Source organism: Mycobacterium sp. NPDC048908, assembly GCF_043197955.1.
Lineage (GTDB): Bacteria > Actinomycetota > Actinomycetes > Mycobacteriales > Mycobacteriaceae > Mycobacterium.
The window spans coordinates 494,765-507,889 of sequence record NZ_JBICUE010000004.1 but is presented as its reverse complement, the minus strand read 5'-3'; the positions used below and the strand labels follow the sequence as shown (position 1 = coordinate 507,889).

Genomic DNA, 13,125 nt, shown 5'->3' with positions numbered 1-13,125 from the left:
GTCCTACCCCGTTCGGGGCGGTTGGGTGCCAAGGAAGCCCGCGATGCCCCGTACGACGGCATCGGCGTACTTCTGCCTGCCTTCCGGCGTCTTCATCAGGCCCGAGTCGACCGGATTCTTCATGTTCCCGCACTCGACGAGGATCGACGGGTACTGGGCGAGGTTGAGTCCGGTCAGGTCGGCGCGCGGGTACAGGCCGTTCGAGCCGATGTAGGTGGCAGGCACAAACCCCGCGGCGGCCAATTGGTCACGCATGACCTGGGCGAACTGCACAGACGGTCCTGCCTGCGCCTGGTTCAGCGGCGGCGACGAATAGTTGACGTGGAAGCCGCGGCCGGTCGGCGGGCCGCCGTCGGCGTGGATGCTCACGATCGCGTTGGGGCGCAGCGTGTTGGCCATCTCGGCGCGCTCGTCGACGCACGGGCCGAGCGCGTTGTCGTTGCCGCGGGACATCGCGGTGCGCACACCCAGCGCGGTGAGTTCTTGACGGATGCGCAGCACGGTGTCCCAGGTGAAGGTGTGCTCCGGGTAGCCGTCGTCGGTTGACGTGCCGCTGGCCTGGCAATCCTTGGTGCCGCCGCGGCCGGTCGGCACCTGTCGACTGATCGAGGCGTCGTTGGCGCCGTTGTGTCCGGGGTCGAGGAACACGATCATGCCGGCGATGTTGGCGGGGGCAGCGGATACAGGGCTGGCGAGTGTCGAGGCGGCGACAAGCAGAGCGGTGGCCATCGCGGCGCCGACACGCAGGCAGGCTGGGACGTGCACGGCGCCACGGTATCGGCAGGGCCGACTAGGCTGAAAGTCCGAACCGCCGCTTGTGGATGAGCGCAACCAAGTCGAGACGCATCTGCAACTAACACGCAAGGGGACCCGTCATGCAACCCGGAGGCACGCCCGACATGTCGGCACTCCTCGCGCAGGCACAGCAGGTGCAGCAGCAGCTGATGGAGGCGCAGGAAGCGCTGGCTGCTGCGGAGGTGCATGGCCAGGCAGGCGGCGGGCTGGTGCAGGTCACCATGAAGGGCAGCGGTGAGGTCGTGGCGGTGTCGATCGACCCGAAGGTCGTCGATCCGTCCGATGTCGAGACGTTGCAGGATCTCGTCGTCGGCGCTATCGCCGACGCCGCCAAGCAGGTCACCATCCTGGCCCACGACCGGCTCGGGCCGCTGGCAGGCGGGATGGGCGGGTTGGGATTGCCAGGTGTTTGAGGGTCCCGTCCAGGATCTGATCGACGAGCTCGGCAAGCTGCCCGGCATCGGGCCGAAGAGCGCGCAGCGCATCGCGTTCCACCTGTTGTCGGTCGAACCGCCTGACATCGACCGGTTGACCGCCGTGCTGAGCAAGGTGCGCGACGGCGTGAAGTTCTGCGCGGTGTGCGGAAACGTCTCCGACGACGACCGGTGCCGCATCTGCAGTGATCCCCGCCGCGACGAGTCGCTCGTCTGTGTGGTCGAGGAGCCGAAGGACGTGCAGGCCGTCGAGCGCACACGTGAGTTCCGCGGCCGGTACCACGTGTTGGGCGGGGCGCTCGATCCGCTGTCCGGCATCGGGCCGGACCAGCTTCGGATTCGTCAGCTGCTGAACCGCCTTGGTGAGTCGGGCATCTCCGAGGTGATCATTGCGACGGATCCGAACACCGAAGGTGAGGCGACCGCAACGTATCTGGTGCGGATGCTGCGCGACATCCCGGGGTTGACGGTGACGCGCATTGCGTCGGGCCTGCCGATGGGCGGCGACCTGGAGTTCGCCGACGAGTTGACGCTGGGCCGCGCATTGGCGGGCCGCCGCGCAATGGCGTAGCCCGAAACCGCTTCGCCGGCTTCGCTTCGCGTCGGCTTCGCTTCGGCTCCGCTTCGCTTCGCCGAAATGCACCTTTTGTTCGGCTCCTCTCGAACTTCCTCTACAAAACGTGCATTTCGGCTCGATGTCGGTGTTCGCTGACACCATTCGGCCATGGGGGAAGTCTTCATTGGTGCCGAAGCGATTGCTGCTGGACGGGTGACAAGGCATGAGTTACGACGTTGGTATCGACCGCTCTACCGAGGGATCTACGGACCTGCGCGTGTTGCGCCATCTCTGCCCGACAGAGCGACAGCGGCGTGGCTCGCGTCGCAACGCCGCGGTGTAATTGCCGGCATAGCGGCATCGGCATTGCATGGGGCCCAGTGGGTTGACGACGACGTGCCGATCGAACTGATCGGAAGTCACGCACGGACGCAGCCAGGCCTGATCGTGCGCGACGAGGCGCTGGACGCCGACGAGGTGACGTGGGTTGGCAAGTTGCCAGTGACCACTCGGCTACGAACCGCATTCGACCTGGGCCGACTTCTGGATCGCGACGAAGCGGTGGCACGCCTCGATGCACTAATGCATTCACAGGTCTTCTCGATCGAAGATGTCCTTCTACTGGCCAAGCGTCGTCGCGGTGCACGGGGACTGAAGGCGCTCAGGACCGCGCTGCCGCTTGTCGACGGTGGATCCGCGTCGCCGCGAGAGACGTGGCTCCGGTTGCTCTACATAGACGCTGGATTGCCAAGGCCGACAACTCAAATCCCCATTGTCGAAGGCCGCGGGCGACTTGTCCGGATGGCGGACATGGGTTGGGAAGAGTTCATGACCGTGTCCGAGTACGACGGTGGACTCCACCAAACCAATCGCCGAAAATACGTCAACGACATCCGAAGTTTGCGAAAGGCAAAGGAACTCGGATGGATTGTTGATCAGGTGGTCAAGGAGGACCGGGAGGACGACATCGTCAAGCGTGCTTGGAGAGCGTTGACGAGCCGCAGATGGAAACCCTAGGCGCGGCGTGCGTGACGCAACCGCGAAATGCACCTTTTGCACGGCTGCTCTCGAACTTTCGCTACAAAAGGTGCATTTCGGCGCGGGACTAGACGGGGCGCGGGACTGAACGGGGCGCGGGACTAGACGCGGCGCGGGGCGGCGAGGCGTTCGCGGCGCAACTGCGCCACCTCGTGGATCTGCAACGGCGCCAACTCGCCGACGACCGTCGACAACAGATGGTCGGCCAACTCCGGATTGCGGGCCAGACACGGCCCGTGCAGATACGTCGCGATCACGCTGCCCTGCACCGCTCCGTCGAATCCATCACCGTCCCGATTGCCCGCGCCGCTGATCACCTTCGCAAGCGGCTGCGCGGCCGGGCCCAGAACCGTTCCGCCGCGGTGGTTTTCGAAACCGGTGAGGCGCTGTGTCAGGCCAGGGATCAGAGGCTCGGATACCACCTCGCCGATGGTTCGCTGCTGTTGTGGCGACGTCGTCACGTCCAGCAGGCCGACTCCTTCGACACGCTCGCCCGACGACGTCTCATACCAATGCCCGAGCACCTGGATCGCCGCACAGATCGCCAATACCGGCGCACCGCGCGCTGCCGCCTCCTGTAGACCCGGGTAGCGGATCAGGTGCTTGGTCGCCAGCCGTTGCGCGTAATCCTCCGCACCGCCGAGCGTGTACAGGTCGAGCTGCGACGGCACCGGGTCAGACAACGTGATCTCGACGATATCCGCGTCAAACCCTCTGAGCCGCAACCGTTGCCGCAGCACTACGGAATTGCCGCCGTCGCCGTATGTGCCCATGACATCGGGCAGCACCAGCCCGATCCGCACCGTCGACTCAGCCACGCGACAGCGCCCGACTGAGTTGCAGGAAGGCGGTATAGTTCGCGACCACCTCGACATGCCCCGGTGGGCATGACGCGATCGCCTCAACCGCGTTGTGCACCAAGGTGTGTTCGACTCCCGCGTACCCCAACCGCACCGCCAGATCGGTGCCCCGCTCACCCGCGGCCACCACCGGCTTGTTGGCGAAATGCTCGAAGTTGACGTCCCACAACCACGACAGATCCTCGCCGTCGGGCACCTGTCCGTTCACCGAGATCACCACCGAACCGGCGTCCTGGTCAACCATCGACAACGCCTCCTGCCAGCCAGCAGGGTTCTTGGCCAACAGCATTCGCACCGAATGGGCGCCGAGTCGCAACGTGCGGTACCGGCCCGCGACCTCGTCCACACCTGACACCGCCGCTACCGCCGCGGCCGGGTCCGCGCCCAGCGTCACCGCCGCCGCCACCGCCTGTGTGGCGTTGCCGCGGTTGACGTTTCCCGGCAGCGCCAGCGTCATTGGCAGTGAAAACCCTTCCGGGCCATAGATATTCGTGTCGTCGTACCACCACTGCGGAGTGGGCCGCTTGAAATCGGTTCCCGTCGAATACCAGTGGTTGCCATCGCGCACGATGATCTCACCCGACCGCGGGCAGCTCACCGAATCGTTGGCCCAGCCGCCGCCCGCCGCCACCCACACCACGTGCGGGCTGTCGTAGGCCGCCGACGTCATCAGCACGTCGTCGCAGTTGGCCACCACGACCGTCGACGGATGACGTGCCAAGCCGCCGCGCAGTGTGCGCTCGATGTGGTTGATCTCGCCGACGCGGTCCAACTGGTCGCGCGACAGGTTCAACAACACGATCACCGCCGGGTCGACGGCGTCGGCCACGTGCGGCACGTGCATCTCGTCGACCTCGAGCGCCGCCAACGACGCGGACCGCGACCCGGCCAGGGCAGCCACCAGCCCGGCGTCCATGTTGGCGCCCTCCGCGTTGGTCGCGACCGGCCCCAACGTGCGCAGCGCCGCCGCGGTCATCCTGGTGGTGGTCGACTTGCCGTTGGTTCCGGTGATGACGGCCGTGCGACGGCCTTCGCCGAGCTGGCGCAGCACCGATTGGTCCAACGCCAAGGCCACCAGGCCGCCGATCATCGCGCCGGCACCGCGACCGGTGACGCGCGACGCCCAGCGCGCCCCCGCACCGGCGGCGAGTGCGACACGTCCACGAGTGGTGACCATCCCCGGCAGTCTAAGAGGGCAGTAGCAGGCAGCCGACACGCGTGTCGAGCGATCCAGGTCTTGACAGGTTTTGTCGGCCCCCCATGCCATCCTCGAAAACGTGAGCCAAACCTGGGGTCGGCCGGCAACCGACACCGGCACGGGTTGGGCCGTTGTCGACGTCGAAACCTCCGGCTTCCGCCCCGGGCAGGCCCGCGTCGTCAGCGTGGCCGCGCTCGCTCTCGGCGACGACGGCAACGTCGAGCACAGCCTGTATACGCTGCTCAACCCCGGCGTCGACCCCGGCCCCACCCATGTGCACGGGCTGACAGCCGACATGCTGGAAGGCCAGCCCTGCTTCGGCGACGTGGTCGGCCACCTCATCGAGCTGCTGAGGGGCCGCACACTTGTCGCTCACAATGTCGGCTTCGACTATGCGTTCCTGGCCGCCGAGGCGGAACTCGTTGGCGCGGAGTTACCCGTCGACACCGTGATGTGCACCGTCGAATTGGCCCGCCGCCTCGATCTGCGCACCGAGAATCTGCAATTGGCGACGCTTGCCGCGCACTGGGGCGTGACGCAGATCAAGCCGCACGATGCGCTCGACGACGCGATGGTCCTGGCCCAGATCCTCAAGCCGGTATTGGTCCGCGCAAGGGAGCGCAAGGTCTGGCTGCCGGTGCGGTCAGTCGAGCGCAGGCGGTGGCCCAACGGTCAGGTCACCCACGACGAGCTGCGCCCCTTGAAGATGCTGGCATCGCGGCTGCCATGCCCGTACGTGAACCCAGGGCGGTTCGTCTCAGGCAGGCCGCTGGTGCAGGGCATGCGGGTGGCGCTGTCGTCGGAGGTGGTCCGCACCCACGAGGAACTCATCGAGCGCATCGTGCACGTCGGGTTGGCGTACACCGACAACGTCGATCCCGAGACGTCCCTGGTCATCTGCAACGAGCACGAGCCCGAGCAGGGCAAGGGTTATCAGGCCAACGAGCTCGGCGTGCCGTTGGTCACCGATGCCGAGTTCATGCGGCTGCTCGACGGCGTTGTCGGCGGCACCAGCGTCGAGGAGTTCACCGACACCACGCTGGCGGGGGAGCAGTTCGCGCTGTTCTAAGTCGGCAGCGCGGTCCCCAGCGATGGGCCAGGCGTGAACGTCACCGGCAGCGTGCCGAGCCCAGTCATGCTCGGATTGCCTGAGTAGCGGTGTACACCATCGACGCCCACCCGGTAATCCGGGAGCCTTTCGAGCACGGCCTTCACCATCACCTGGAACATCACCCGCGCCAACGGGGCGCCGATGCAGCGGTGCGGTCCGAGCCCGAACGCCACGTGACGATTTGGGGCCCGATCAAGCACCACGTCGTCGGCCTGCTCGAACTCACGGTCGTCGCGGTTGGCCGAGAACCAACTGATCAGTACTTGGTCGTTACGTCGAAGTTGTTGCCCGCCAAGGATTGTGTCGTGACTGACGGTGCGGCTGAGCGTCTTGTTGACCGAACAGTATCGCAGGAACTCGTCGGCGGCCGTGCGGTAGAGCTCCGGACGATCGATCAGTTGCTGCCTCAACTGCGGGTGCGTGCCGAGGTGCAGCAGGCTCAGGGCGGTCAGTGACGTCGTGGTGTCGACGCCGCCGCCGATCAGGTTCCACAGGATGTCGACGAGCTGGTTGTCGTCCAACCGCCTGCCGTCGAATTCAAACCGGACCAGGAAGCTGGTCAGGTCATCGGCAGGTTCCTCGCGTCGGGTCGCCGCGAACTTCAGCAGCCGGTCGATCATCGCGGGGACTTCGGCGATCACCTTGCGGTAGGCGGACGCGTCGGCGGCATCCATCACCCCATGGAACAGCTCCGCGTACAGCCGCCAGTTGTCATACGGCAGTCCCATCAACCGCATGGTGAGGATGGCAGGCACCGGGCTGGCGTAGTCGAGCACGAGGTCCATCCGGCCGTCGGCGATTTTCTGGTCGAGGAACCAGTGCACCGACTGCAGCATGAACGGCCGCATCTTCTCGACGGCGCCCGACGAGAAGAACGGGGTGAGCGCTTTGCGCAATGCCAGATGGTAGGGGCCGTCGACTTCGCCGATGCCCAGTGGCGGTTGCCCGTCGGGACGCGGAATCCCCATCTCGCCTTGATAATTCACACCATCGGCGGCGTCGGGTTCGTACTTGTGGGCGAAGGTGTCGCCGTCGCGCGCGACCTGGTCGACCGCGTCGTAGCCGCAGACGTACCAGAAACCGCCGTAGTTCTCGTTCCATGCCACCGGGCATCGGTCGCGCAGGTCGGCGTTGATCTGCAACTCGTTGAGGCTGAACGCGTCGGAATGGTGATCGAAATCGACGACTACGTCGGAGCGGCCCATCAGGCTATCTTTGCATCAACAGCAAGGGAAGGTTGTAATGGCAAGCCATCGAACCGTTTTCAACCACGTCGGATTGTGCGTCGCAGACCGCGAGCGGTCACGCCGGTTCTACGAGGGGCTGCTCGGCTTCCAATTCTGGTGGGACATCGAGCTGCCCGACGAGGCGACAGCTAAGCTGCTTCAACTGAACGGACCCGCCGGCGTGCATGCGACATATCTGCTGCGCGACGGCTTCGTGCTCGAGCTGATCGACTACTCCAAACGCGACGTCCGCACAAGCGAACAGCGGGTGATGGACCAGGTGGGCCTGACGCACATGTCGTTGTCGGTGTCGGACCTGGCCGCGGTGCTGGCCGCGGTCGAAGAGTTCGGCGGCTCGGTGATCGACGAAACGTCACCGCGCAGTTCGCGATGATCCGCGATCCCGATGGCCAGCTGATCGAGTTGCTGCCCGATTCGTGGCTGGCGAACCTGCCGCGGCGTCCGTAATCACCCTTGCTTTCACTACAAACGTAGCGATACTGTCGGCGCCATGACAGCCACTACGCATGTAGTACACGGCTACTTCTTCCGTGAGGTAGCGATGCTCACGATCGCGGTCGGCTTCTTCCTGCATCTGTTCCGCGTGCTCTTCGGCAACGACGCCACCCTGCAGTACGTGGTCACGCCCCTGTCGGACATGCTGCTGCTGATCCCGATGACCTACGCGGCCATCGCCGGCATCCTGAGCTACCGCCGAATGGTGTTTGCCAACCGGGCGCACAAGATCGCGCTCACCGCGGCGCTGGCGTACATTACCGCGAGCGTGCCATTGCATCTGTACGTGCTGTTCGTGCTCAAGGATGTCAGCTTCTACGTACACATGGCCGGCTACTGGTTCAGCTACTTCCTGTTGATCGCGGTGTACCCGGCGTTCCTGACGCTGTTCGCCAAGCTGCAATATAGGAACTGATGCCAACCAATCCCGAACGACGGACGCAGATCCTCGACACCGCGATCGACATCCTGTGCGACGACGGCGTCGGGGGTCTGACGCATCGTCAGGTCGACAGCCGCGCCGGCGTGCCCGCGGGCACCACGTCGAACTATTTCCGCACCCGCCAAGCGCTGCTGGAGGCCACCGCCCAGCGCACGGTGGATCTGCATTGGCAGCGTGTCGAGATGCTGCACTCGGCCATCGGCCCGCTGAGCCGTGATGCGTTGAAGGAGTTCATGATTCGGATGCTCGAACCCGACGAGACGATGCGGCGGTTCACCCTCGCACGGTTCGAGCTTTTCATGGAGAGCACTCGACGCGAAGAACTTCGGCCGTTGATGAAAGAACTCCAGGCTGCCGCGGTGAAGTCGGCGACGCTCATCATCGAGGCCGCCGGCTTCACCCCGACACCGCAGCGGATGGACGAACTCAGCAGACTGCTCAACGGCTTTGTGTTCAGCAATCTCACCATCGCGCCCGAACCGGGCGCGCTTGATGCCGCCGGTCTTGTGGACCGACTGCTGAGCGCCTTCCTGGATTAGCGGCTAGCCCGGTTGACCGCCGACACCACCGCACGAAGCGATGCTGTGGTTATCGACGTCGCGATGCCGACGCCCCATATGGTCTTGCCGCCGATGGACGCCTCGACGTAGGCGGCGGCCTGCGCCTCCTCGCCCGCCGACAGGGCGTGCTCGGAGTAATCCAGCACCGATACGTCATAGCCGATCGCGCCAAGCGCGTCGACGAACGCGGCGAGTGGGCCGTTGCCCGCACCGACGATCTCGCGCTCGACGCCATCGACCTTGACCACCGCCTCGATGGTGTCCGTCCCCCCGTCGACCTCGGCGGCGGTGACCTTCTGTCGGATGCGCTCCAGCGGCCGGATCGGGGACAGATACTCGTCGGCGAAGACGTCCCACATCTCCTTCGGCGAGACCTCGCCGCCCTCGCCGTCGGTGATCTTCTGGATCGCCTGGCTGAACTCGATCTGTAGCCTGCGTGGCAGGGCCAGGCCGTGGTCGGCCTTCATGATGTAGGCCACACCGCCCTTGCCGGATTGCGAATTGACCCGGATGACCGCTTCGTATGTGCGGCCGACGTCTTTCGGATCGATGGGCAGATAAGGGACCTGCCACAGGATGTCTTCAACATCCGCGCCGGCGGCGTCCGCATCGACCTTCATGGCGTCCAGGCCCTTGTTGATGGCGTCCTGGTGGCTGCCCGAGAACGCGGTGTAGACGAGATCGCCGCCGTAGGGGTGGCGCTCGTGCACGGGCAGCTGGTTGCAGTACTCGACGGTGCGGCGGATCTCGTCGATGTTGGAGAAGTCGATCTGCGGGTCGACGCCGCGGCTGAACAGATTCAAGCCCAGTGTCACCAGGCACACGTTGCCGGTGCGCTCACCGTTGCCGAACAGGCAGCCCTCGATGCGGTCGGCACCGGCCTGATAGCCCAATTCCGCTGCGGCGACGGCGGTTCCGCGGTCATTGTGCGGATGCAGGCTCAGGATGATGGCCTCGCGCGGGGTCAGGTGCCGGTGCATCCACTCGATCGAGTCGGCGTACACGTTCGGCGTCGCCATCTCGACGGTCGCCGGCAGGTTGACGATCAACGGCACGTCCGGGGTGGGCGCGATGATCTCGGCGACGGCGTTGCAAACGTCGACCGCGTACTCGAGTTCGGTGCCGGTGTACGACTCCGGCGAATACTCGAACCGCCACATCGTCCCGGGGTACTTCTTGGCTTCCTCGACGCACATGCGTGCGCCGTCGGTCGCAATCTTCTTGACGGCTTCGCGGTCGGCGCGGAACACCACCCGCCGTTGCAGAATCGACGTCGAGTTGTAGAAGTGCACGATCGCGCGTGGGGCGCCCTCGCACGCCTCGAAGGTGCGCTCGATCAGTTCGGGCCTGCACTGGGTCAGCACCTGGATGGTGACGTCGTCGGGAATGGCGCCCTCGGTGATGATTTCGCGGACGAAGTCGAAGTCGGTCTGGCTGGCCGACGGGAAACCGACCTCGATCTCCTTGTAGCCCATCCGCACCAACAGGTCGAACATGCGGCGCTTGCGCGCCGGGCTCATCGGGTCGATCAGGGCCTGGTTGCCATCGCGCAGGTCGACCGCACACCACATCGGGGCACGGTCGACGACCTTGTCCGGCCAAGTGCGGTCGGCCAACGTGATGGTCTCGACCTCGTCGGCGAAGCTGCGGTACCGGTTGACCGGCATGGACGTGCCGCGCTGGGTGTTCCAGCCGGGCTGGCCGGGGTTCGCTGGGCCGGACGGCTTGTTGATGCTGCGTGCCCCAGGCGCCCAGGCGAAAGCGTCGGGCGAATCAGGTGAGGATTTCGAGAAGGTGGTCACGGTTGCTCCGGGAGTTATAGACGGGACTCGACCGGCGCATCGCGACTACCCGCGACGGGAGGCCAGTCTGATCAGACCCCGTCGCGGCTGCCGAGAAGGAGCACTCGCTGCACGCGACCACTGTAGCAAGTGGAACTGGCAGCCCAAAACGCCAGGTCGCGATCAGACCGCGACGGTAGACCGGCTCTCGAGGTGGCGTGCGTGGACGCCGGTGAGAAAATCGCTCACCTCGGCCGCGCTGCGTCGCGCCAGCCCCGTGTCGACCAGGTCGAAGGCGTGTCCGGCCCGCGGCACCTCGTGGAACTGCACCGGGTTCTTCGACACCGATTGCAGTTCGGCGTGGAAGTGTCGCGCCTCGTCGACCGGGATGATGACGTCCTGCTCACCGTGAATCAGCAGGAACGGCGGCGCGTCCTGATGGATGCGGGCAAGGGGCGAAGCGGCGGCGTAGATCTCCGGGTGGCGAGAAGCGCTGCGGCCCACCACTACTCGCTCGAGAAAGTTCTGGAAGCTGCGATGGGTGGCGCTGGACCGGCCCTGCCAGTCGTACCGACCGTAGACGCCGACCACCGCGTCCACTGAGGTGTCTGCGTCGTCGCCGAGTTCCCCGCGGAAGGCCGGGTCGCCGGGGGTGAGTCCGGCCAGGGCCGCCAGGTGACCGCCTGCCGAGCAGCCGGCGATCGAGACGAAGTCCGTGTCGCCGCCGTACTGATCGACGTTCGCGCGCGCCCAGGCGATCGCGGCGTTGACATCGGCGATGTGCCGAGGCCAGCGATGGACGGGTGAGACCCGGTAATCCATTGTCAGGCAGACCCACCCCTTCTTGACCAGATGCGCCAACAGTGTGTGGCCCTGCAGCACCCTGGTGCCCTGCACCCAAGCACCGCCGGGCACGAACAACAGCACCGGCGCACCGGAGGGAAGGTCGGGTCGGCGCCACACGTCGAGCAGCTGGGCAGGGTGGCTGCCGTATTGCACGGAACCGCGGTACAGGCACCGTTGCCGTTGTGCGCGGAACAGCAGATACGGCGGCACCCGGGTACCGTGTCGCTTGGCGACCACGGTCTGCGCCTCGTCGGCGGGCGCGGCGGGGGCCGCCGGATTGGCGCTCAAGCGGCGGGAGAGCGCCCCGCGGATCGCGGCGGGTGCGTAGTGACCGCCCCACAGCGCCATCGCGGTGAGGCCGGCGAACGGCTCGAGATGCTTGCCGACGATCGGCAGCGACGAGTACAGCCGCGTCGACGCCAGTACCACGTCGACGGGATGCAGCGATCGAATCACTGGGCCGCGTCCGCAGCCACGGCGGTGTCGGCGCGCCCTGTGCACGACTCGCACACCGTCTCATCCAGACCGAATGCGCCACAACTTGGGCAGATGAACTCGAGCATGCGGTCGCCTTTCGGTGTCTGACGCCGAAGTGGCAACGGCGTGCGCCTGAGATACCCGGAGACGGGCTAAGTGAAACCGCTGGCGCTCAGACCTGCGAGTCCGGGAACGCGATCACCGAGAGAAGGCGGATCGGCACCTCGATGAGGTCGACGGGGCCGTGGGCGCCCTCGCCGTCGAACTGCATGGAGTCGCCGGGGTGCAGCCGATACACCGACCTGCTGTGGCTGTAATCCATGACCCCTTCGAGCAGGTAGATGAATTCGGTGCCCGGATGCTGGAACAGCGGATGGGTCCTACTCTTCTCCGACAGCGTGACGTGCAGGCACTCGAGCCGTTTCCCCCCGTAACGATCCCAGCAGTTGGTACTCGTGACCCTCTTTGGTGCCGTTGCGCACGATCCGCGCGCCGGTGCCCACCTTGACGAACGCCGCGGGGCGCTCGACATCCGCACGGCGGAACAACGAGGTGACCGGCACGTTGAAACCCTTGGCCAGCAAGGCAAGTGTGCTCAGGCTGCGGGACGTCTGGGCGTCCTCGATCTTCGACATCATGGCTTTCGAGATACCAACGCGGACAGCCATTTCCGCGACGGTGAGGCCCTGCTGCTGGCGCAGTTGCCGGACGTTGCGGGCGATCGCCGCCTCGATCTCCATTTCTTCGACCGGCTCATGCGGATCGCGTTCGCGGGCGGTGGCGGACTTGTTGCGCAGCAGCGGGATGTCGGTCACGGCCGTCTGTCTAGCCCATCTGTCCCACGCCGGTGTATGGATACGGCGACGTCAACAGCTCATCCTCGGCGAACCGCGCCAGTCGGAACTCGGAATGCGCAATCCGTGGGTCGCTCTCTACGAATTCCGTGATGCTGCCGAGGAATTTGCCGTAGGAGGTATCGAAGGTCATCGAGAAACCGAACTGCATGCACAGCACGCCGACGATCGCGCACGCGCCGATCAGCATCATCATCATCGTGTTGGTCGAGCTCTTGACCGACACCATGCCGCCGCAGAACAGCGCGAGCCGGAATCATCAGCGTGAGTCCGATGATGCAAACACACCATGAAAGCTGTGGTTCCTGTATCTACGTGCATATGTGTCTACATCAGTGATTGCGGCGGACCGTTGGCCGATCACTGGCAGTAATCGCCGTTCTGTTCGTGAACGGTTTCACAGTGTTGCGCGGGTGGAAATAGTGTTATCG

12 protein-coding genes and 3 pseudogenes are annotated in these 13,125 nt (G+C 65.5%); 7 read left to right on the top strand and 8 right to left on the bottom strand.

Annotated elements, in window-relative coordinates; translation table 11 throughout:
- Nucleotides 1-3: 3 nt before the first annotated feature.
- Nucleotides 4-729, bottom strand: a complete 726-nt coding sequence (locus ACGFK1_RS14515; RefSeq protein WP_393430130.1) for an Rv3717 family N-acetylmuramoyl-L-alanine amidase — start codon at nucleotides 727-729, stop codon at nucleotides 4-6.
- 146 nt (nucleotides 730-875) lie between these two features.
- On the opposite strand from ACGFK1_RS14515, the gene ACGFK1_RS14510 reads away from it, so the two are divergent.
- The 3 genes from ACGFK1_RS14510 (at nucleotide 876) to ACGFK1_RS14500 (ending at nucleotide 2,802) form a co-directional block, all read left to right on the top strand.
- Nucleotides 876-1,208, top strand: coding sequence for a YbaB/EbfC family nucleoid-associated protein (locus tag ACGFK1_RS14510; protein WP_393429872.1), 333 nt, complete (start codon nucleotides 876-878; stop codon nucleotides 1,206-1,208).
- Nucleotides 1,201-1,800 (top strand): recombination mediator RecR, encoded by a 600-nt coding sequence (gene recR / locus ACGFK1_RS14505; RefSeq protein ID WP_393429869.1) that lies wholly within the window; start codon nucleotides 1,201-1,203, stop codon nucleotides 1,798-1,800. Before ACGFK1_RS14510 ends, recR begins: the two co-directional genes overlap by 8 nt.
- Nucleotides 1,801-1,953: 153 nt before the next feature.
- Complete coding sequence (locus tag ACGFK1_RS14500; RefSeq protein WP_393429866.1) at nucleotides 1,954-2,802, top strand: hypothetical protein; 849 nt, start codon at nucleotides 1,954-1,956, stop codon at nucleotides 2,800-2,802.
- A gap of 122 nt (nucleotides 2,803-2,924) precedes the next feature.
- On the opposite strand, the gene ACGFK1_RS14495 is transcribed toward ACGFK1_RS14500, so the two are convergent.
- Nucleotides 2,925-3,641, bottom strand: a complete 717-nt coding sequence (locus ACGFK1_RS14495) for a type 1 glutamine amidotransferase (protein ID WP_393429863.1) — start codon at nucleotides 3,639-3,641, stop codon at nucleotides 2,925-2,927.
- Nucleotides 3,634-4,860 (bottom strand): MurT ligase domain-containing protein, encoded by a 1,227-nt coding sequence (locus ACGFK1_RS14490; RefSeq protein ID WP_393429860.1) that lies wholly within the window; start codon nucleotides 4,858-4,860, stop codon nucleotides 3,634-3,636. Before ACGFK1_RS14490 ends, ACGFK1_RS14495 begins: the two co-directional genes overlap by 8 nt.
- A 100-nt stretch (nucleotides 4,861-4,960) precedes the next feature.
- Here ACGFK1_RS14490 and ACGFK1_RS14485 point away from each other — a divergent pair, with 100 nt between their 5' ends.
- Nucleotides 4,961-5,950 (top strand): DEDDh family exonuclease, encoded by a 990-nt coding sequence (locus tag ACGFK1_RS14485; RefSeq protein WP_393429857.1) that lies wholly within the window; start codon nucleotides 4,961-4,963, stop codon nucleotides 5,948-5,950.
- On the opposite strand, the gene ACGFK1_RS14480 is transcribed toward ACGFK1_RS14485, so the two are convergent.
- A complete protein-coding gene (locus ACGFK1_RS14480) occupies nucleotides 5,947-7,197 on the bottom strand; it encodes a cytochrome P450 (protein WP_393429854.1) in 1,251 nt (416 codons plus the stop codon). The two genes, ACGFK1_RS14485 and ACGFK1_RS14480, sit on opposite strands and share 4 nt — an antisense overlap.
- A 37-nt stretch (nucleotides 7,198-7,234) precedes the next feature.
- On the opposite strand from ACGFK1_RS14480, the pseudogene ACGFK1_RS14475 reads away from it, so the two are divergent.
- From ACGFK1_RS14475 to ACGFK1_RS14465, 3 genes and pseudogenes are all read left to right on the top strand, one after another.
- A pseudogene (locus ACGFK1_RS14475) lies at nucleotides 7,235-7,686 on the top strand (VOC family protein).
- Between the two features lie 43 nt (nucleotides 7,687-7,729).
- Nucleotides 7,730-8,149: a hypothetical protein gene (locus ACGFK1_RS14470; protein WP_393429851.1), complete on the top strand. Its 420-nt coding sequence runs from the start codon at nucleotides 7,730-7,732 to the stop codon at nucleotides 8,147-8,149.
- Entirely contained in the window at nucleotides 8,149-8,715 is a 567-nt protein-coding gene (locus ACGFK1_RS14465; protein WP_393429848.1) for a TetR/AcrR family transcriptional regulator, read from the top strand. The genes ACGFK1_RS14470 and ACGFK1_RS14465 overlap by 1 nt, the downstream gene beginning before the upstream one ends.
- Here the strand turns inward: ACGFK1_RS14465 and leuA are convergent.
- The 4 genes and pseudogenes from leuA to ACGFK1_RS14445 form a co-directional block, all read right to left on the bottom strand.
- The gene (gene leuA / locus ACGFK1_RS14460) at nucleotides 8,712-10,538 is read right to left on the bottom strand and encodes a 2-isopropylmalate synthase (protein WP_393429845.1); all 1,827 of its coding nucleotides are present in this window, start codon (nucleotides 10,536-10,538) and stop codon (nucleotides 8,712-8,714) included. The two genes, ACGFK1_RS14465 and leuA, sit on opposite strands and share 4 nt — an antisense overlap.
- Nucleotides 10,539-10,700: 162 nt before the next feature.
- Nucleotides 10,701-11,819 (bottom strand): alpha/beta hydrolase fold domain-containing protein, encoded by a 1,119-nt coding sequence (locus ACGFK1_RS14455; protein WP_393429842.1) that lies wholly within the window; start codon nucleotides 11,817-11,819, stop codon nucleotides 10,701-10,703.
- A gap of 193 nt (nucleotides 11,820-12,012) precedes the next feature.
- Nucleotides 12,013-12,655 (bottom strand): annotated as a pseudogene (locus ACGFK1_RS14450) (helix-turn-helix domain-containing protein).
- 121 nt (nucleotides 12,656-12,776) lie between these two features.
- Nucleotides 12,777-13,015, bottom strand: a pseudogene (locus ACGFK1_RS14445) (ammonia channel protein); the annotation flags it as partial.
- Between the last annotated feature and the right edge of the window lie 110 nt (nucleotides 13,016-13,125).